This window comes from Lentzea sp. NPDC054927 (genome assembly GCF_053610285.1).
In genome coordinates, this window is sequence record NZ_JBSGXZ010000027.1 from 72,487 (window position 1) to 92,594 (window position 20,108).

At 69.0% G+C, this 20,108-nt stretch carries 17 protein-coding genes; 9 read left to right on the top strand and 8 right to left on the bottom strand.

All coding sequences use genetic code 11. The features are described 5' to 3' along the window. Positions 1 to 5: 5 nt before the first annotated feature. Entirely contained in the window at positions 6 to 725 is a 720-nt protein-coding gene (locus ACWGE0_RS29380; protein WP_452264134.1) for a polysaccharide deacetylase family protein, read from the top strand. Between the two features lie 23 nt (positions 726 to 748). On the opposite strand, the gene ACWGE0_RS29385 is transcribed toward ACWGE0_RS29380, so the two are convergent. Both ACWGE0_RS29385 and ACWGE0_RS29390 read right to left on the bottom strand, forming a co-directional pair. Further along, positions 749 to 1,621, bottom strand: a complete 873-nt coding sequence (locus ACWGE0_RS29385) for an SDR family oxidoreductase (protein WP_452264135.1) — start codon at positions 1,619 to 1,621, stop codon at positions 749 to 751. Further along, on the bottom strand, positions 1,621 to 2,346 hold the full coding sequence (locus ACWGE0_RS29390) for an SDR family oxidoreductase (protein ID WP_452264136.1): 726 nt from the start codon (positions 2,344 to 2,346) through the stop codon (positions 1,621 to 1,623). The genes ACWGE0_RS29385 and ACWGE0_RS29390 overlap by 1 nt, the downstream gene beginning before the upstream one ends. A gap of 93 nt (positions 2,347 to 2,439) precedes the next feature. Here ACWGE0_RS29390 and ACWGE0_RS29395 point away from each other — a divergent pair, with 93 nt between their 5' ends. Continuing rightward, positions 2,440 to 3,111: a TetR/AcrR family transcriptional regulator gene (locus ACWGE0_RS29395; protein WP_452264137.1), complete on the top strand. Its 672-nt coding sequence runs from the start codon at positions 2,440 to 2,442 to the stop codon at positions 3,109 to 3,111. Here ACWGE0_RS29395 and ACWGE0_RS29400 read toward each other — a convergent pair whose 3' ends face one another. Together ACWGE0_RS29400 and ACWGE0_RS29405 are read right to left on the bottom strand one after the other, a co-directional pair. Next, positions 3,112 to 3,858, bottom strand: a complete 747-nt coding sequence (locus ACWGE0_RS29400; protein WP_452264138.1) for an NPP1 family protein — start codon at positions 3,856 to 3,858, stop codon at positions 3,112 to 3,114. Between the two features lie 252 nt (positions 3,859 to 4,110). After that, on the bottom strand, positions 4,111 to 4,932 hold the full coding sequence (locus ACWGE0_RS29405; protein WP_452264139.1) for a siderophore-interacting protein: 822 nt from the start codon (positions 4,930 to 4,932) through the stop codon (positions 4,111 to 4,113). Positions 4,933 to 5,010: 78 nt separating this feature from the next. On the opposite strand from ACWGE0_RS29405, the gene ACWGE0_RS29410 reads away from it, so the two are divergent. After that, positions 5,011 to 5,490: a hypothetical protein gene (locus ACWGE0_RS29410; protein WP_452264140.1), complete on the top strand. Its 480-nt coding sequence runs from the start codon at positions 5,011 to 5,013 to the stop codon at positions 5,488 to 5,490. Positions 5,491 to 5,575: 85 nt separating this feature from the next. After that, entirely contained in the window at positions 5,576 to 7,021 is a 1,446-nt protein-coding gene (gene argG / locus ACWGE0_RS29415) for an argininosuccinate synthase (RefSeq protein ID WP_452264141.1), read from the top strand. A 45-nt stretch (positions 7,022 to 7,066) separates the two neighbouring features. On the opposite strand, the gene ACWGE0_RS29420 is transcribed toward argG, so the two are convergent. Next, positions 7,067 to 7,534 (bottom strand): hypothetical protein, encoded by a 468-nt coding sequence (locus ACWGE0_RS29420; protein ID WP_452264142.1) that lies wholly within the window; start codon positions 7,532 to 7,534, stop codon positions 7,067 to 7,069. A 69-nt stretch (positions 7,535 to 7,603) separates the two neighbouring features. Between ACWGE0_RS29420 and ACWGE0_RS29425 the strand changes: the two genes are divergently transcribed. From ACWGE0_RS29425 to ACWGE0_RS29435, 3 genes are read left to right on the top strand one after another with little or no spacing between them, the layout of a single operon-like run. Continuing rightward, on the top strand, positions 7,604 to 8,332 hold the full coding sequence (locus tag ACWGE0_RS29425) for a DUF1963 domain-containing protein (RefSeq protein WP_452264143.1): 729 nt from the start codon (positions 7,604 to 7,606) through the stop codon (positions 8,330 to 8,332). Beyond that, a complete protein-coding gene (locus ACWGE0_RS29430; protein ID WP_452264144.1) occupies positions 8,325 to 9,194 on the top strand; it encodes a phosphotransferase in 870 nt (289 codons plus the stop codon). Before ACWGE0_RS29425 ends, ACWGE0_RS29430 begins: the two co-directional genes overlap by 8 nt. Beyond that, positions 9,160 to 12,936 (top strand): nSTAND1 domain-containing NTPase, encoded by a 3,777-nt coding sequence (locus tag ACWGE0_RS29435; protein WP_452264145.1) that lies wholly within the window; start codon positions 9,160 to 9,162, stop codon positions 12,934 to 12,936. The genes ACWGE0_RS29430 and ACWGE0_RS29435 overlap by 35 nt, the downstream gene beginning before the upstream one ends. Here ACWGE0_RS29435 and ACWGE0_RS29440 read toward each other — a convergent pair. Further along, positions 12,869 to 14,101 (bottom strand): MFS transporter, encoded by a 1,233-nt coding sequence (locus tag ACWGE0_RS29440; RefSeq protein WP_452264146.1) that lies wholly within the window; start codon positions 14,099 to 14,101, stop codon positions 12,869 to 12,871. The two genes, ACWGE0_RS29435 and ACWGE0_RS29440, sit on opposite strands and share 68 nt — an antisense overlap. Positions 14,102 to 14,183: 82 nt before the next feature. Here ACWGE0_RS29440 and ACWGE0_RS29445 point away from each other — a divergent pair, with 82 nt between their 5' ends. After that, positions 14,184 to 15,071 (top strand): LysR family transcriptional regulator, encoded by an 888-nt coding sequence (locus tag ACWGE0_RS29445; RefSeq protein WP_452264147.1) that lies wholly within the window; start codon positions 14,184 to 14,186, stop codon positions 15,069 to 15,071. 8 nt (positions 15,072 to 15,079) lie between these two features. On the opposite strand, the gene ACWGE0_RS29450 is transcribed toward ACWGE0_RS29445, so the two are convergent. Further along, on the bottom strand, positions 15,080 to 16,651 hold the full coding sequence (locus ACWGE0_RS29450) for a tannase/feruloyl esterase family alpha/beta hydrolase (protein ID WP_452264148.1): 1,572 nt from the start codon (positions 16,649 to 16,651) through the stop codon (positions 15,080 to 15,082). Positions 16,652 to 16,706: 55 nt separating this feature from the next. Further along, complete coding sequence (locus ACWGE0_RS29455) at positions 16,707 to 18,071, bottom strand: MFS transporter (RefSeq protein ID WP_452264149.1); 1,365 nt, start codon at positions 18,069 to 18,071, stop codon at positions 16,707 to 16,709. A gap of 144 nt (positions 18,072 to 18,215) precedes the next feature. Here ACWGE0_RS29455 and ACWGE0_RS29460 point away from each other — a divergent pair, with 144 nt between their 5' ends. Next, a complete protein-coding gene (locus tag ACWGE0_RS29460; protein ID WP_452264150.1) occupies positions 18,216 to 19,883 on the top strand; it encodes a helix-turn-helix domain-containing protein in 1,668 nt (555 codons plus the stop codon). The last annotated feature ends 225 nt before the right edge of the window (positions 19,884 to 20,108 follow it).

The window sequence follows — 20,108 nt, forward strand, 5'->3', positions numbered from 1 at the left end:
GGCGCATGAAGTGGTTGCGCCGCAAGCCAACGATCATCACCGCCGTCAGCCTCGTAGTCGTGGTCACGGCAGCCGTGACCCTCTGGAACATCAGCAGCTCCCGCACGTTCCAGTTCTTCGGCGAGCTGGTCGACCGCGTCGAAACCACCGACAAGGTCGTGGCGCTCACCTTCGACGACGGCCCGGACCCGGCCGGCGCGCAGCAGGTTCTGGACCTCCTCGAAACCGAACAGGTCCAAGCCACGTTCTTCCTCATGGGCCGCGATCTCCAGAGCCACCCTGACTTGGGCAGGAAGATCGCCGAGGCGGGCCACGAGATCGGCAACCACACGTACAACCACGAACGAATGGTCGGCGTGCTGCCGAGCACGGTGGCCAAGGAGATCGAAGACACCGACGCGCAGATCAGGAAAACCGGCTACCAGGGCGACATCCACTTCCGCCCGCCCAACGGCAAGAAGCTTTTCGCCCTGCCGCACTACCTCAAAGAGCACAACCGCAAGACGATCATGTGGGACGTCGAACCGGACTCCGCGGGAACGCCCTCAGCGCAGCAGATCGAGCAGGACACCCTGAGTCAAACCAAACCGGGCTCGATCATCCTGCTCCACCCCATGTACGGAAGCCGCGACCAGACCCGGCAGGCCCTCAAGCCGATCATCCAGAAGCTAAAGGAGCGCGGCTACCGGTTCGTCACCGTCTCCGCGCTCCTCAACCAAGCCTGACGACCAGATCAGATCAGGCCAGGTCAGATCAGGTCAGCCAGCTCCACCCGACGCAGGAACTCGCTCCGCACCCGGTCCGCCACCGCGTTCACGACCTCCGCGCCATCGGACGAAGGATCGATGTGCACCCGGAACGGCGGCTTCGAAGCGCCCACCACCGACACGATCGCGTCGGCGACGGCGGAAACGGAAGCCCACGACGGCTCCAGCTCGGCCAGGCGAGCGCCCACCTGGTCCATCAGACCGGGGTAGAACTCCTCGTAGGCCGCAGCGACGTCACCATCGGCGGGAGTGCCGCTGTGCGCGAAGTGGTTGGTGCCGTGGGTGAAAGCGCCCGGCACGACGATCGTGGTCTCGATGCCGAACCGCAGCAGTTCGGCGCGGTATGACACGGCGACCGCGTCCATCGCTGCCTTGGCCGCGAAGTACGGCGCCAGGTACGGGGGAGTGCCGCCCCGCGTGGAGCTGGAACCCACCCACACGACGTGCCCGGAGTGCTGGCTCCTCAGATGAGGCAGCGCGGCGCGGTTGACCCGTTGCGTGCCAAGGACGTTGACGTCGTACAAGGCCGCGTACTGCTCGGGCGTGAACGCCTCGGCCGGGCCGGTGACCATGTGACCGGCGTTGTGCACCACCACGTCCAGGCGGCCCTGTTCGGTGATGATCAACCCGATAGCAGCGTCGGCCGACTCCTGGGACTGCACGTCGAGCTCGACGGCGTGCACGTCGACGCCGTGCTCGGCACCGAACGCGCCGAGGTCGGCGACGGCGGGAGCGTTGCGTCCCAGCGTTTCCCGCATGCCCGCGTAGACGGTGTGGCCCGCGCGGGCCAGGGAACGAACTGCGAGAGCCCCGAAACCGCTGGACGCCCCGGTGACCACGATGACCTTGCCCATCAGATGATGCCTCCGTTCGCACGAATGGTCTGGCCGTTGACCCAGCGGGCGGGACCGGCCAGGAAGGAGATGACCTCGGAGATGTCGTCGGGCGTGCCGATGCGCTCGAGCGGCGCCGCCTTGGCGAGGTTGTCGATCGTCGCCTCGTCCTTGCCCTCCAGGAACAACGCCGTGGCGGTGGGGCCGGGGGCGACGACGTTCACGGTGATGTCGCGGCCGCGCAGTTCGCGGGCCAGGACCAGCGTCAGCGCCTCGACGCCGCCCTTGGACATGGCGTAGGCGCCGTACTGGGGGAACCGCAGGCCCACGACCGACGACGAGACGTTGACGATCGCGCCGCCGTTGCGCAACCGCCGTGCGGCCTGCTGGGCCACGACGAACGTGCCACGGGCGTTGGTGCGCATGATGCGGTCGAAGACGTCGAGGTCCATGTCCGTGACCGTGCCCAACGGCATGATGCCCGCGGAGTTCACGACGACGTCCACGCCGCCGAAGGTCTCCACGGCCAGGTCGAACGCGGCGGCGACAGCGGTCTCGTCGGCCACGTCGGCCTGGACGGCGATGGCCTGGCCACCGGTCGACTTGATCTCCTCGACGGCCTTGTCGGCCTCGGTCTTGTTGCCGGCGTAGACGATGACGACGGCCATTCCGTCGGCGGCGAGGCGCTCGGCGGCTGCCCGCCCGATGCCCCTCGATCCGCCGGTGACGATCGCAACGCGAGTCATGTCGGTACTCCTAGCTGGTGTTTCCGTCGCTAACGCAATCAACGTAGCACTGGTATCGAATCAGCGCTACCCCTGATGTGTTATCGTCGTTACATGGACACGAGGGAGCGTCTGGTGAAGGCCGCGGCCGACCTGCTGATCGAGGGCGGCAAGGAGGCTGTTTCCACGCGTGCGGTGGCGACGGCGGCGGGTGTGCAGGCGCCGACGCTCTACCGGTTGTTCGGGGACAAGGACGGCCTGCTGGACGCCGTCGCGGCCTTCGGCTTCTCGGACTACCTGGCGACCAAGCACGCGATGGGCGCCAGCGACAACCCGGTCGACGACCTGCGTCGCGGGTGGGAGCTGCACATCGGGTTCGGCCTGGCGCGGCCCGCGTTCTACCTGCTGATGTACGGCGAGCCGCGCAAGCGTGCGGCGCGGCTGGAGGCGGACGCGATGCTCCGCGAGATCATCAGCCGCATCGCGACGGCGGGCCGGTTGACGGTCCCGGTCGAGCAGGCGGCGCAGTTCGTGCATGCGGCGGGCATGGGCGTCGTGCTGGCGCTGATCGCGACGCCGGAGCAGGACCGCGATCTGGAGCTGATCACGTTCTCCCGGGAACAGGTGATCAGGGCCATCACGACGGACGCCTCACCGGACGAGCCGACGGACATCCCGAGTCGCGCGATCGCGCTTCGGGAGGCACTGGAAGAGGACCCGCCCCTGATGCTGTCTCCAGCGGAACGGGCCCTCCTGGCCGAGTGGCTTGATCGCGTCGCTAAGTAGCTACGCGTTCGGGTCGAACGGGATCCCGGCAGGCTTGGCCTGGCCGAGGTTGTAGTTGAACGCGCTGTCCTTGATGCCGAGGCCGGCACTGCCGAAGTTCGCGTTCACCAGGATGTCGCGCACCCCGGCCGGGAACCGGTCCCAGCTGACCAGGTCGGGGTACTGGTACACCCCGTAGTGGTTCTCCGCCTGCTCGTTGTAGCCCGCGAGCCGGAAGCAGTGCGTGCTGGCGCCGTCCTTGTGGTAGATGATCTTCGGGTGGGTGCCTTCCCACTGCACGTTGCCGCGCGGGTGGGTCTTGTACTTGCCGTGCTCGGACGTCGAGACGTACTGGGCCACGTCGTTCTGCACCCAGACCACCACGTGCTCGATGTCGTGGCGGTGGCCGCAGCAGTCCCAGCCCGGCACGGCCTGGTCCTTCTCGAAGTACAGGTCGTACAGGTAGGCGCACCAGCCGTTGTTGCACTTGGAGCGGCTGTAGGAGTTCGTGTTGTCCAGGTCGGACCGGTCGTGGCAGCTGCCGTTCAGCGCGCCCGAGTTCTTCAGGCCCGGCGCCACCTGTCCGGTCGGCGAGATCGCCGGGGTCGGGTAGCAGCCGTCACCGTCGTAGTCGAACGCCGGCTGCCACTTGCCGTCGGCCTCCGCGTAGTTGGCGGGGATGGCCTGCGGCGGGTCGGCGAGCGCGATTCCGGGGAACAGCGCGGTGATCAGGAGCGCTCCGGCGAGCGCGGGTAGGAGTTTCCTCAACAGAGGCCTCGATTCCGGGAGAGCAGGGGAAACGGAGAGGCGTGCGAGGCAGAAGGTGGTACATGAACCACCTTCACGTCTAGGTAGTTGGCCAAATCTTTGCCGTACCGGGAATTTAACAACCTCGGAACGGAATCGATCACGCCCCGGGGTCGCGCTCTCATCAGCCCAGCTGAGCCCACGTGCGGCGGGTCGCGCGACCGGATTTCGCAACGCGGGCTCCACCTTCGCGTAACCGCGAGTTCTGAGGCCTCACATCCGGGCGGAGCCGACCTTCCAGTAGCCGCTGAACATGATCGCCTTCCGGTCCACCCCGCGGTCCTTCACCAGGTGCCGCCGCACCCCGGTCGCGAGCCCGGACTCACCGCACGCCCACCCGTAGTCCACAGTGGACAGGGCCTTGTCCTGGATCGCCTTCACCACCGCGGAACCGGGTTCGCCGGAGCCGCGGAACACCCACTCCGCGTCGAGGTTGATCCGGTAGGACTCGTCGGGTACCTCGACGAAGACGTGCGTCGGCCGCGTCTCCACCTCGAGGATCGCGGACAGCGCGGGCAACGCGGTCTCGTCCGCCACCAGCAGCACGGAACCGGACGCCGGCGGCCGATAGGCAGAACCGCCGGCCCGGAACCCCGCCTTGTCGCCCGCGATGGCACGCCGGGCCCAGCGCGTGCCGGGGCCCGCGTCGCCGTGCACCACGAAGTCGACGTCGATCTCGGCGACGTCGGGCCGGTGCGCGCGGATCGTGTACCAGCGCAGGTCCGGCCGGTCGTCCTCCGGCATGGCACGCAACGACGAGCGGACGTTGATGCGGTCGTCGGCCGGCATGACCAGTTCGCGGCCGGTCGCCACCAGCAGGCCGAAGTACTCGTCGGGGCCCGTCAGCGCGAACGAGGCGAGTTCCGGTGCGTGGAAGGTGATCCGGCGCATGTGCTCGCTCAGCTCGGTCACCGCCGTGACGGTCATGACGAACTGGTCGAAGACCTCGCGCCGGTTCGCGGGGGCCATCAGCAGCTCGGCGGCCTTGGTGGCGGCCTTGAGCGTGAACCTGTCGAGGGCGGAGTAGCGCGACATGCCGAGCAACCTACACCTTTGGTTAGGCTTACCTAAACCCTCAGGCGAAATCGGCTGGCCGGCCGCACACTGCGTGACATGTTTCCCAGGACCGCGCGGGAACGGTGGTGGTGCGCCGAGCCTGAGCAGAAGAACCGCAGTCAGGCGATCGGACTGCGGCTCGCCATCGCCTATCACGAGAAGGACGCCGAGAGCGTCGAGCGGCTGCTGCCCGCGGACGACGACGAGATCGGGCTCGTGATGGGCTCGCTGGAGAACGGGCTGCTCGCGCTCAACCAGATCTACCCGCCCGGCCCGCCGGACGAGGTCTGGGAACGTGTCACGCCGATCATCGACGCCGCCGCACCCAAGGGCGTCGCACCGCGCACACGGGCGATGCTCGCCGCGATGTCGCACGCCATGTACAACGCCACGCTCGGTGAGGTCTACGAGCGCAAGGAGCAAGATCCGTACACCGGCGCTCACCTGTTCGCTGCGATCACGGCGATGCGGGCGAGCGAGCGCGAGGGTGACGTCGAGCGGATGCAGGCCAGGGCTGACGAACTCGACCCGATCTAGCGTCTACCTGCGGCGACACGGCTGAGGCGCAACTAACAGCCACCCCGACGTGCATGCCCATACATCGTCGTGCATAATTCTCAACGTGTCCAAGGTGCTCACTTCACTTCCCGCCGGCGAACGCGTCGGCATCGCCTTCTCCGGTGGTCTCGACACCTCTGTCGCGGTCGCGTGGATGCGTGAGAAGGGCGCTGTGCCCTGCACGTACACCGCGGACATCGGTCAGTACGACGAGCCGGAGATCGAGACGGTCCCCGGTCGCGCCGGCACGTACGGTGCCGAGATCGCGCGGCTCGTCGACTGCCGCGCGGCACTCGTCGAGGAGGGGCTCGCGGCCCTGGCCTGCGGCGCGTTCCACATCCGCTCCGGTGGCCGCGCCTACTTCAACACGACCCCGCTCGGGCGTGCGGTCACGGGCACCATGCTCGTGCGCGCCATGCTCGACGACGACGTGCAGATCTGGGGCGACGGCTCCACCTACAAGGGCAACGACATCGAGCGGTTCTACCGCTACGGCCTGCTCGCGAACCCGTCGCTGCGGATCTACAAGCCGTGGCTCGACGCCGCGTTCGTGACCGAGCTCGGTGGCCGCAAGGAGATGTCCGAGTGGCTCCAGGAGCGTGACCTCCCGTACCGCTCCAGCACCGAGAAGGCCTACTCGACCGACGCGAACATCTGGGGCGCGACGCACGAGGCCAAGTCGCTCGAGCTGCTCAACGAGGGCATCGAGATCGTCGAGCCGATCATGGGCGTCAAGTTCTGGGACCCGTCGGTCGAGATCGCGACCGAGGACGTGACCATCGGTTTCGACCAGGGCCGCCCGACCACGATCAACGGCAAGGAGTTCGGCGACGCCGTCGACCTCGTGCTGGAGGCGAACGCCATCGGCGGCCGCCACGGTCTCGGCATGTCCGACCAGATCGAGAACCGCATCATCGAGGCCAAGAGCCGCGGCATCTACGAGGCGCCCGGCATGGCGTTGCTCTACATCGCCTACGACCGTCTCGTGAACGCGATCCACAACGAGGACACCGTCGCCCAGTACCACAACGAGGGCCGCAAGCTCGGCCGGCTGCTGTACGAAGGTCGCTGGCTCGACCCGCAGTCGCTGATGATCCGCGAGGCGCTGCAGCGCTGGGTCGGCTCCGCGGTCACCGGCGAGGTCACGTTGCGGCTGCGCAGGGGCGACGACTACTCGATCCTCGACACGGCCGGCCCGGCGTTCAGCTACCACCCGGACAAGCTGTCGATGGAGCGCACCGAGGACTCGGCGTTCGGCCCGGTCGACCGCATCGGCCAGCTCACCATGCGCAACCTCGACATCGCGGACTCGCGCGCCAAGCTGGAGCTCTTCGCGGGCCTCGGCATGGTCGGCACCCGCCAGTCGGCGCTCATCTCGGCCCAGGTCGAGCCGACGCAGCTGATCGGAGAGGTGCCCGACGGCGGCGCGGAGGCCATCGCCTCGCGCGGTGAGGTCTCGGCGGCCGACGAACTGCTCGACTCGGCGGCCATGGAGTCGGGAACGGACTGAACCCGGCGGGTGGGCGGGGTGATCACCTCGCCCACCCGGTCCGCGTCAGGTCTGCGGCCACATCGAGTAGACGACGTTCTCCCCGTCGGCGCACACGACCTGGGGCATGATGCCCTCGGCGACCTGGTTGCACGACAGCGATCCGATCTCGACCGGTGGCAAGCCCTGCTTCGGTTCCTGGCGTCCGGCGTAGTAGTCGAACAGCACCGCCGCGGCCTGGTCGCAGTTCAGCCTCCCCTGCGGGGTCTCCACCACGACTGCCAGCATCGGTTTGCCGAGGGCGCCGGTGAAGGGCCGATCGCAGAACTGCGAGGGCAGGCTCTCGTACTGCTCGGGAGGCACCCCGTTCAGGGCTGTGGTCCTCGTGGTGGCCGACGGCTGAGTGGTCTCCTCCTGACCGGTTGCCGGAGCACTGGACGACGTGGTGCCCGATCCGGAACCGGAGCCGGTGATCTCCGAGGAGCAGCCCGCCGCGAGTACGGCGAGGAGCACAGGCGCGATCAAGAACCTCATGCCTGCGGGTCGTCTCCTGCTTCGCCATCGTTACCCCGGTCCAGATGCCCGACGGCTAGTCTTGCGCTCGTGTCGATCAAGGCGGAGTGGGCGCGGCCCGCTGTACTGCTGAACCCGCTCGAAGGCGATCCGACGGACGCCGACAGCCACATCGGCGGCCCGATGCTGTGGCCGATCGACGAGCCGTGGCCGTGGTGCGACGGCAGCCGTCACGACCCGCGGTCGCCCGGTGTCCCCGGCCGGGACATCGCCGGTGTGGGGATGCCGTTCGTCGGCGCGGTGCAGCTGTACCAGCGGGACTACCCGGAGCTGCCGTTCCCCGACGGAACCGATGTGCTGCAGGTGTTCCTGTGCACGCTCCACCACGACCTCGACGACATCTACGGCCCGGACGTGCGCCTGGTGTGGCGTGACTCCGCCAAGGTCGTCGAGCTGATCGAGGAGGAACCCGAGCCGCCGGTCAGCGAGGAGATCTACACCCCCACGATCAACGTGCTCGAGCCGATCCGCTTCACCGAGTACGCGCACTCGTACGACCGCCCCGAAGACCTGCGAGACGCGGACTGGCCCGAGACGTCGAGCGGCACGAAGATCGGCGGCTGGACGTGCTGGTGGCAGACCGGCCCGATGGAGTTCCAGTGCCGGGAGTGCGGCACGGCCCAACGGCAGATGCTGTCGCTCGGCACCAGCGAACCGTCCGGTGACAACGTCGAATGGTCGTTCGGGCGGGACGGGAACCTGAACATCTTCACCTGCCCGCAGGACGTGCACCACCCGGTCACGCTGCACATTGACTGACCTGAACGAGCTGGCCGCCGAGCTCGGCCTGCGCCCCGTCGAGTTCGCCGACTCCGGCGCGGACTTCCTGGTGCTGCACGCGGAAGACGACGACGGCGCCCGCTGGATCCTGCGCGCGCCTCGCCGTGAGTGGCCGTTGAAGCGCATGGGACCCGAACGGGCGTTGCTCGGCCTCATCGCGAACCGGCTGCCGGTGGCGGTGCCGCGATGGCTGCCGGAGGTCGAGCACGTAGCTGTTTACCGAACGCTCCCCGGCGCCGTTCCCGACGCACCGCCGGACCAGTACTTCGACGACGTCGCAAGGTTTCTCGCCGCGCTGCACGCCGTCCCGCCCGACGAGGCCGCGCGGACCGGCGTCGAGGTGCGCGTGCCGGACGCGATCCGCGAAACCATCGCGCACAAGATCCACCGCGCCCGCGCCGAACTGGGCCTGCCGGACGCGTTGTGGCACCACTGGCAGGAGTGGCTGGCCGACGACGAACCGTGGCCGCCGCGGTCGTTGCTCGTGCACGCCGACATCAAGCCGGCGAACACGTTGGTGGACAACGGAAGGCTGTCCGGCGTCATCGACTGGACGGACTCGCTGGTGGGCGATCCCGGTGCCGACTTCCGCAGGCTCGTCACCCGGTTCGGGCGGCTCGACGAGTTGCTCGACGCCTACGCCCGCCACGGTGGCGTCACCTGGCCGGGGATGCGGCGGCACATCGAGGAACGCGTCCGGATGGCGCCGGTCGACACGGGCCTGTACGGCCGGGATTCGGGCCAGGACCGGTACGTTCGGACCGCACTGGAGAAGCTGGCGGACCTGACGGCGCAAGGGGTGGCGGATGACCGTGCTGTTCATCAGCCACAGCAGCCGTGATCTCGCCCAGCGCGTCCACGACCGGCTCGTCGCTGAGGGCTATGGCGCGGTCTTCCTCGATGTAGATCCCGCCGACGGCATCGCGGCGGGCCGCGACTGGGAACGCGAGCTCTACGGCCAGCTCCGCCGCGCCGACGCGGTCGTGTTCATCGGCACGGACGCGGCGGTGGGTTCTCGGTGGTGCCACGCCGAACTGGTGCTGGCCCGGTCCATCGGCAAGCCGGTGTTCCCGATCAACGCCGGTGCGACGCACCCGTTGCTGAACGACGTGCAGTGGGTCGACCTGGCCGATGTGGCCCGGTTGCCGCACGGCCTCCGCCGAGCAGGCCTGGACCCGCAGGACTCGTTCGCCTGGGACCCGGCTCGCTCGCCGTATCCCGGTCTGGCGTCGTTCACCAGCGCCGACGCCGCCGTGTTCTTCGGCCGCGGCAACGAGATCGAGCACCTGCAGCGCCTGCTCACCCCCACCCTCGAACGCGGTGCGAACCGGTTCGTCGCGATCGTCGGCCCGTCCGGCAGCGGCAAGAGCTCGCTCGTGCGCGCCGGCCTGCTCCCTCGCCTGGCTCGGACCCCCGACCGCTGGCTGGTGCTCCCGCCGCTGATTCCCGGCTCGCGACCGCTGCGCAACCTCGCGCGCGTCCTGGCGCGCGACCGTGATGACGTCGACTCGCTCGCCGAACGGCTGACCCCCGAGACGTTCGGCGACCTGTTCCACGACCGCGGCGACGCGTCGGTCCTGCTCTTCGTCGACCAGGCCGAGGAACTCCTCCGCTCCGACCCCGTGGAACGCCGCGCCTTCCTCGACCTGCTGGCCGCTCCTGACGTTCCACTGTGGATCGTTGCCGCCCTGCGCTCGGAGTTCCTCGGCGCCGCCCAGGAGCTCACGACCCTGATCGACGATCCGGTCCTGCTCGAACCGCTCGACCGCTCCCGGCTCGCGGAGGTGATCGAACGACCGGCCACCCGCGCCGGCATTTTCTTCCAGGAGGGCCTGGTCAGCCGCATCGTCGCGGACACGGCAGGCGGTGACGCACTGCCGATGCTCGCCTACACCCTCCGTGAACTCTGGGAACGGACCAGCCCCGGCGACACTCTCGGCCACGAGCACTACCAGGCCGTCGGCGGTGTCGCCGGAGCGCTGCGACGCCAGGCCGAGCGACTCACCGCGGACCTTCGCGGACAGGGCCGCGCCGACGCCGTCGTGCCCACGCTGATGCGCCTCGTCGACGTGGACGCCGAAGGCACGCTGACCCGCCGTCGTCTCCCGCTCGCGGCGTTGAACCCGGTGGAGGCGGAGGTCGTGCGAGCCTTCGTGGACGCTCGCCTGCTCACCACCTCCGAGTCCACGGTGGACGTCGTGCACGAGGCGCTGATTCGTCAGTGGCCACCGCTGCTCGAAGCCGCCGAAAGTCGCGGCGACGACCTGCGGCGGCGTTCGGAGCTCGAACGGCTGGCCCTGGACTGGGACCGCGCCGGTCGCCCCGACGCCTACCTGCTGCGCTCCGAACGTGCCACCGTCGCCCGCGATTGGGCCCGGGCCAACCCGGACTTCGCTCCGGACTCCGCGCTGGTCGCGATGTTCCTCGACCTCTCGGCGCGTCAGGACGAAGCCGAGCGGCGTCGGCTGGCCGAGGTGCTGGGCACCCGGATCCTGGAGTCGTTCGACGAGGAGGCCGAACTCCGCCTGCCGCTGGCACTTGCTGCCGTCGAGGACTACGCACCCACTCCCAAGGCACTGCAGGCCCTCGCCAGGGCATTGGCGGCACCCCGCCTGAGCGTGCGGTTCTCGCCACCGGAGTGGAACGTGCGCAGTGTGGACTGGTCGCCCGACGGCGCCACGATCGTCAGCGCGACCTCGATGTACGAGGCGAACCCCTTCTTCCGCGTGGTGATCTGGGACGCCGTGACCGGAGCCGATCTCGCCGGTGTGGAGGAGACCGATCTGCAGGAGGCGCGCTGGTCGCCCGACGGCAGCCGGATCGTCGTCGGCAGGAGCGACTCGTCGACGGTCTACGACGCCACCCTCACCACGCGCATCCGCAAGGTCATGGTCCACTCGCCGGAGTGGTCGCCGGACGGAACCCGTGTGGCGGGGCGCGATCCGATCGGAGTTCTCGACGACCGAGTGGGGATCTGGGACGCGAACACCGGCCGGCGGTTGCGGACCATGGGCGGCAAGCTGCTGTTCTGGGCGCCGAGCGGACGCCTGGTCGTCGGTCAGGCCGACCACCGTCGCTCCAAGGTCTGGAACGCCGGGACAGGTGCGCTGCTGGCCGAGTTGGACGGTCGGATCCCGTCCTGGTCGCCCGATGGCGAGCGGATCCTGACGCTGGTCGAGCAGCAGCTCGCCATGTGGCGCGTCACCTCACTGCGGCAGGCGCGGCTGATGAGGGTGCACGACAACCGTCCGGAAAGCCAGGTGAACCTGCGCGGCAACGTGTACTCCCGGCCGATGTGGTCGCCGGACGGCAGCCGGATCGCCGTCGGTATGGGTCACGGCGTCGTGCGGGTGCTGACCACGGCCGACTTCACCAGAGGGGACGCTCTCGTGGTGGGACCAGCGGCGTCGAGAGCCCTGGTCGAGGACATCAGGTGGTCACCGGACGCGACGAGGCTGGTCCTGCTGGCCGGCGATGTCGCTCATGTCTGGCACCTGGGCGGCCCTGACCACGACAACAGGCTCGGTGCGCACGCGACTGGAACGGCCTGGTCAGGGGACGGCACCCGGTTGCTCACCTGGTACCGGACCACCACGACGGTCTGGGATCCCGCGACGGCCGTCGCCCTCATGACGCTGGAGTCAGAGGGTGCCGACGTCGTCACGGCCATCTGGTCGCCAGACTGGACACGGGTGCTGACGGCGACGTCCGGCGGGGTCCAGATCTGGGACGTCGAGCGAGGCACGTTGATGACCAGCCTGCCCGTGGAGGTGACAGACAGCGGCTCGACACTCTCCTGGGCACCGACCGGCGACCGCGTCGCGACCTGCGGTGGCCGGGCCGTCCGCGTCTGGGACGCCGTCTCCGGAGCAGAGCTGCTGACTCTCGAACACGAGGTCGGCGTATGGACCTTCGAGTGGTCCCCGGACGGCACAAGGCTGCTCACTGGCGCAGCGCAGGCTCGGGTGTGGGACGCGACCACGGGTGCTGAGTTGCTGTGCTTCGGGTACTCCGTCACATACGTCTCGTGGTCGCCCGACGGGGCGTGGATTCTCACAACTCGCGACGCCGGCATCATCCGGTACGACGCGACCACCGGGACCCAGGTGGGGAGGCTGAGGCCGAAACACCGTTTTCTCAAGGCGCACGCCTGGTCACCGGACAGCCGCAAGGTCGTTGTCGAGGACGGCCGGAACGCTGCGGTCTGGGACATCACCACCGGTACCACCGAAGCCCTGGAGGGGCACGACGCCACGCTCGTCAGTGCGGAGTGGTCGCCCGACGGGACGAGAATCCTCACCGGGGCCAACGACGGCACCGCGCGGATCTGGGACGCGGCCGGCGGCGCCGAGCTCGGGTGTCTGGCCATCCAGGGGCAAGCGGCGATGAGGGCAGCGTGGTCACCTGACGGCACGCGGATCGCGACGTGCGCAGAGGACTCCGTGCGCCTCTGGTCGGCCGATCAGCCTGGCGAGCTGGTCGCAATGGCCAGGCAGGCCGTCGCGCGGGAGCTGACTAGCGAGGAGCGGCGGCGGTTCGGGTTGCCGATCCCACTGCGGCCACCCCGGCCAGAAACAGCATGAGGACTCCGGCGAACCACGTCATCACGGTCGTCGGGGTGAGGAACCGCGTCGCGAGCCCGATCGACAGCGACGGCACGCTCAACCCCAGGTAGGCGATGAAGAACAGGCCCGCCAACGCCTCCCCGCGCTTCGCCGGTGCCGCCATCGCCGCGACCGCCCCGATCGACGCTTTGAACTGCACGCCCGCGCCCACACCGGCGATCGCGCCGCCGGCCAGGAACAGCGGGAAGCTCGTCGCGTACATCCCGGCCACCACGAGCAGCACGCCGATCGCCTGTGCGCCAAGGCCGATCGTCCGCAACGCACTCAAGCGCAACCCGCCCAGCACGGTCTGCGCGAGCGCGGCGCCGCCGAACACGATGAAGACGACCAGGCCGGCCAGCAAGCGCGACGGGTGGTGCAGCTCGCCCGCCACGAAGCCCGGCGAGACCGACGTGAACACGCCGAAGACCGCGAACGCCGAAAACGCGCCCGCTCCGGCCACGAGGTAGCCCAGGCGGTCGCCGTGGTCGGCGCTGATCCGTTGTGGACGGTAGGAAACCCGCTTCTTCGCCACGGTTTCCGGCGTCAGCGCAACGGCGACGATGCTCACCACGAGCAGCGCCGCGAGCACGACGTACGGGGTGCTGAGCGGCGAGGACACGTACTGCGCGAGCACTCCGGCGACCAGCGCGCCGAAGCCCAGGCCGCCGATGTTCGCGGCGGTCGAGACGATCTCGAACCGGCGCGGCGAGGCACCGGGGCGGTGTTGTGCGTGCAGGTCGTAGAGGTAGGCGGTGGCGGTCGCGGCGATCATGCCGACGCCCAGGCCGTTGATCACGCGCGCGGCGATCAGGACCGGCAGGGACGTGCTGGTCAGGAAGAGCAGCGCGGACAGCACCTCGAGGCCCAGCGCGGGGAGGAGGACCGTCTTGCGGCCGGCCCAGTCCGAGACGTGGCCCGCGAGGACCAGGCTGATCACGACGCCGACCGCGAAGGCGGCGAACACGACGGTGATGGCGAAGGTCGAGAAGCCTTCGCGCGCGACGTAGAGCGGGAAGAGCGGAGACGGCACGGTCGAGTAGGCCATCGCGATCAGGAACGTGGCGGCGACGGCCCAGAACCCTCTGCCGTGGAGCTTGCTGCCGGGTTGCTGGGTGACCGGTGCGTCGAGGAGCAGGGACATGTCACCACCCTGCGGGCCTGGATTCATCACGTCCAACGAAAGTTGGAGCTCGTGATCATCACTTTCTGAGATACTTGCTGGTGTGGACCTGCGTCAGCTCGAGTACTTCGTCGCGGTCGCGGAGGAGGGCAACTTCACCCGCGCGGCCGCCCGCGTGCACGTCGTGCAGTCCGCCGTGTCCGCCGCGATCAAGACCCTCGAACGCGAGCTCGGCGCCACCCTGCTCGACCGCAACTCCAAACGGGTGCTGCTGACCGACGCGGGCGAGGCGCTGCTGCCGAAGGCCCAGGCCGTGCTGGATGCCGCCACCGAGGCGAAAGAGGCGGTGGCACAGGTGCAGGGCGGGCTCACCGGCACGGTCCGGCTCGGCACGCTCACGTCGATGACCCTGATCGACCTGCCCGCGCTGCTCGGCGAGTTCCACCGCCGCCACCCCGGTGTGCTGGTGCGGACGAGGGCGGCGACCGGGGGCTCGCTGGGGCTGGTCGAACAGCTGCTGGACCGCAAGCTCGACCTGGCGTTCGCGTCGTTGCCGGGCGAGGTGCCGGACGGGATCGTCCTCGACCAGCTCACGCACTCGGTGATGGACCTGGTCGTGCCGCACGACCACCCGCTGACCCGCAAGGCCGAGGTGACGATCGGCGACCTGGCCGGACTGGACTTCATCGACTCGCCGGTCGGCTACGGCAACCGGGCCGTGGCCGACCGGGCGTTCGCGGCGGCGTCCGTTCCTCGCCGGGTGACGCTGGAGATGTCGGACATCTACACCGGCGTCGACTACGTCCGGCACGGCCTCGGCGTGGCCCTGCTGCCCAACTACATCCTCGGGGACGCGCGGGGCGTGACGACGCTGAGCGTGACCGGCGCCGACCTGCGGTGGCCGATCGGGCTCGCGCGACCGGCGGACCGGACGCCCAGCGCCGCCTCCAGGGCGTTGATCGCGGTGGTGCACGAGATCTTCACCCGCTGAGCACCACGTCAACGCGTGCAGACGAAGCTCGACGCGCTGTCCGGATCTCCTGTGCGGTACCGGGGCCAGGCCGGGTATTCGCACAGCGGACGAGTGCGGTCGTGGGTCGTGTCGGCCACGACCGGGTTCGCCGGCGACTGTCCTTTCGCGACCCAGTGTTCGAGCGCCGAGAGCGAGTCCCACCCGGCGGCGAACGCCGGTGTGCCGAAGTTCGCGTGATTGGCCCCTGGCACCAGGTAGTACCGCATGAACCGATCGGTCGTCGAAGGACCCAGGCGATCGCGCACCCGCTGGTAGTAGTCGTTCGTCGAGCGGTGGGACACCAGCTCGTCCGCGGCGCCGTGGAGCATGATCAGTTTGCCGCCGGAGCGCGCGAACGGGCCGAGGTTCACGTTGTTGCGGTCCTGGATCGTCGAGAGGTGGCTGATCCGGTCGAGCCACTTGCCGGGACGCCGGGGATCGAGGTCGAGTGAGTTGAAGCCGGGGTCGCGGGTCAGGAAGTACTTCACCCACTGGTCCCAGTACTGCATCCCGTACCCGCTCGTGACCGGCATCGGGTTGGCAGGGGCAGTGGTGCCGAACCCGAGGAACGGCGTCCGCATGTCCGCGCCCGAGAGGAACGGGAAACCGGGGTACTGGGTCTCACCGCTGGCGACCCGGTACGGCCACCGGAACGGTGTGGACATGGCGGTCACGGCCCCGATCTGCGGATCGGACAGGCAGGCCGGACCGGTGTCGGCGCCGTCCGGGCAGCGCAGGACGCGAGGGTCGAAGTGGCAGCGCGGATTCGACACGACCCGGTCCAGCACACCGTCCTGGCCGTCGCACGCGGCGATCACGCTGTCGTACAACAACGTCTGCTTCGCGGGACCGGGGAACGCGCCGGGGCGGGACAGGATCTGGGTCAGGTACCCCAGGTCCAGGACCTCGGCGAGGTTGTTCCACGCGGGAAAGCCCGAGATCACGCCGTCGAACGCCCGCGGCCAGCGCTGAGTGACGATGAGCGCTTCCCTGCCACCCGTCGAGCCGCCCGCGAAGTACGTCTCGGCAGGGTTGCGGCCGTAGGCGCGCCGGATCAGGAACAGGCTCGCGTCGTGCGTCTTCTTCAACGCGTCCCCGGCGGCGAAGTTCCGCACCGCCTCGTCGTTCACGCCGAACGCCCCGTCCAGCGACGGAACCGATCCCGGACCCTGCTGGTGACCGGAGTCGCTCGCGAACGTCGCGTACCGCCGCGCCAAGGGTGCCAGCGCGTCGGCGGCGGCGAACGGCACGTTCCCCGTCAAGGCGGGAATCGTGCCGTTGTAACCGCCGCCACCGAACATCAACGCCTTGCCGTTCCAGCCGTGCGGCAGGGCGACGCGCATCTTGATGGCGGGCGCGGAGCGGTCGACGGGGTACAGGTCGGCGTCGACCTGGCAGTACTCGATCGTCTGTCCACTCACGACACTGGACGTGACGGCGGCCGCCGTCACGCGGCCGCCGGTGGTCGGCAGGCTGATGACCGAGGCCGGGATCTTCACCTGGTTCAGCTCGGCGCACGAGGTCGTCGCGCTTGCCGGTGCAGCGCCGAGAAAAGTCATTGCTGGCAACAGAAGCGCGGTCGAAAGCAGGGCGAGCCTCACGCCGGACTCCTTTTCAGCGGTAGAGGTGTGTGCCGGGAACGGCCAGCGGCTCTTCGCGGACCTCTGCGGGGTTGGTCTCGGGCAGGAACCACGCGCTGACGAAGGTGATCAGCCCCATGGCCGTGATGTAGGCGGCGACCGGGACGGTGCTGCCGGTCTGCGCGATGAGCGCTGTCATGAGGAACGGCGTGCCTCCGCTGATGATGATCGCGGACAGCTGGTAGGACAGCGACGCGCCGGAGTAGCGGACGTTGGGCGCGAACAGTTCGCCGAGGAAGCTGGCGATCGGGCCGTAGGTGAGGCTCTGGAAGATGAATCCCACCACCACGGCGACGAAGATCAGCGGCAGCGACGCGGTGTTGACGAGCCCGAAGTACGGGAAGCCCCACAGAGCGACGCCGAGGCCGCCGATGAGGATCAGCGGACGGCGCCCGATCCGGTCGGAGACATGTCCGGCCCATGGCAGGACCGCGAGCATCGCCACGGAACTGAGCAGCACGACCGCCAGCAGTCCGTCGCGGTCGAGCTTGAGAGAGGTGGTGCCGTAGTTCAGCAGTCCGGCGATGCTGACGTAGAAGAGGCTGTTGGTGGCCGAGAGGATCCCGCAGGCGAGCAGGATCGTGCCCCACCTGCTTTTGATGACCTGCGCGAGCGGCGCCCTGACCACGGCGCGTTCCGGCCGCGACACCTCCATCTGCAGCTTGCGGAACTCCGGGGTGTCCTCCACTTTGGACTGGATGTACAGGACCACCGCGAACATCACGACGCTGAACAGGAACGGGATCCGCCAGCCCCAGCTGAGGAACGCGTCGTTCGGCATCAGGCCACTGGCCGCCACGAAGATCAGGTTCGAGATGATCACGGCGACGGGAACGCTGGTCTGCCCGAAGGTTCCAGCGAACCCGCGCCGTTTGGGGCTCGCCGACTCAGTGAGCAGCAGCATGATGCCGCCCCACTGGCCGCCTGCCGCGAGCCCTTGCAGGAAGCGCAGCGTCACCAGCAGGATCGGCGCCAGCGCGCCCACGGCCGAAGCCGTGGGGAGGCAGCCGATCAGGAAGGTCGCGGCTCCCATGAGTGCGAGGCACGTGACGACGACCGGCTTGCGCCCGTACTTGTCACCGAAGTGCCCGGCCAGCACGCCGCCGATCGGCCGCGCCACGAACCCCGCCCAGAACGTGCTGAAGGCGAGCAGGGTCCCGGTCAGCGCAGAGGACTGCGGGAAGAACACCTTGGGGAACACCAGCGCGGCCGCGGTGCCGTAGAGGAAGAAGTCGTACCACTCGATCGAACTCCCGATCAGCCCGACGGTCAGCAGCTTGCGGAAGCCTCGGCGCCGGGTCGTGGACTGTTCTTCGGGCTGTGCCAGAGGGGTTGCCATACATGCCGCCTTCGTCGATGAACCGGCAGGTGATGACGGCCAATGCTAGGGCGGGGACACCCCGTGGCTGAGGTCTGGATCACACACCCCTCGCGTTGATTCGGTGGGCCTTTCCACCACCGGTGGCTGGGGCACAATCGCGCCGTGACCATCGATCCGAGTGAGTCGCACGAGCTCGTGCGCCGGCAGCGCGAGCTGGCGTCGTTGTACGCGACGGCGAAGTCGCTCACCGCTCTCGGCGAGCTCGACGACGTGCTGCAGTCGATCGTCCGCCACGCCCACGACCTGATGGGCACGGACTTCACCTACCTCTCGCTGGTCGCGGACGGCAGGCTGTCGGCCCGCGCGGCGGAGGGCACGATCTCCGCCGCGTTCCTGAGCGCCACCATCCCGGCCGGCGTCGGCCTCGGCGGCAAGGTGCTGGCCACCCGGCGCCCGCAGTGGGTGCGCAACTACGCCGCCTCGACCCTCATCGACCACGACGCTGGCTTCGACCTGCTGGTCGGCACCGAGGACCTGGTCGCGCTGCTCGGCGTGCCGCTGGTGATCCGGGACGAGGTGGTGGGCGCGCTGTTCGCCGCGTACCGCTCCGAGCGGTCGTTCCACGCGGGCGAGATCGCGTTGCTGAGCGCGTTCGCCGATCACGCGGCGGTAGCGCTGGACAACGCCCGTCTCTACGAGAAGAGCCGGAAAGCGTTGCAGGACCTGCAAGAACACATGACCGTCGTCGAACGGGCGCAGGCGATCCACGAGACCCTGACAGGTGTGGTGCTGGAGGGAGGCACGCCGGACGACGTCGCGCAGCTCCTCGCCGGGCAGCTCGGTGGCAACGTGATCGTGCTCGACAGGGCTGCCGGACATCACTCCGGCCGCGTCACGACCTCGGTCGACGCCGAGGGGGTCGCGCACAGCGTGGCTCCGATCCGGGCGGGTGACAGCTACCTCGGCGCGCTGTCGTGGAGTCGCGAAGCGGTGCGGGAGCGTGGCGTCTCGGACGACATGGACCTGCGCACACTCGAACGGGCCACGCACATCCTCGGCCTGCTGATCCTCAAGGAACGCGCCGTGGCCGACGCGAACGAACGGCTCAGCGGCGAACTGCTGACCGAGCTGATGGTCGGCAGCCCCGGCATCAGCCCGTCCCAGCGCTCGCGCGTCCAGGCCCGTCAGATCGACGCCGACCGGCTGAACCTGGTCCTCGTCGCGGACTCGCCGGCGTCCTCCACCGACCTCGTGCGCCACCTGCACGACATCGCCAGGGACCGTTCAGGACTGGCGGGCGAACACCTCGGCCGGGCCACGATGATCGTGCCCAGCGCGGACGACGACCGCACCGTCGAGGAGGTCCACCGGCGGCTGCGGCGCGCGTCGGGCGCACCCGTCATCGTCGTGGGGGAGCGTGCGGTCAACCACGACTGGGCGCGTGCGTTCACCCTGGCCGGCCGGTGCGGCGCGGTCATGCGGGCGCTCGGGCACACCGATCGCGGCGTCACGACCGGCCGGTACGCCCTCTACGCGTTGATCTTCGACGTGGACCGGGTCAGCGAGCTCGATCGCTTCCTCGACACCTCCGTGGGCCCGCTCGTCGGCTACGACCTACGGCGCGGTACCGATCTCGTCGGAACCCTTGGCGCCTACTACGACCACCGTGCGAACGTCGCGGCGACCGCACGCGCGTTGCACGTGCACGTCAACACGCTCCTCAAGCGACTGGACCGGGTCAGTGACGTCCTCGGTGCCGACTGGCGCACGGAGAACGACCTGGAGCTGCAACTAGGGCTTCAGCTGTACCGGTTGCGGAACCTCACCTAGTGTCCTGAGTCGCTGGTTCACGGTCAGCTTGTGGCGTGTGCAAGTACCACCAACTCAAGATCATCGGGCGTGTAACTACACCCAACCGGCCGGCGTGCTCCGGCGGTCACGGACCGCGGACCTGCTTGTTGGGTGTAGTTACAGGCGATTTGATCAAGAGTTGGCGGTACTTGCAGACGCCACCCAGCCAGACGGGATGACTGGCTGCGAACTTGCGACTCAGGA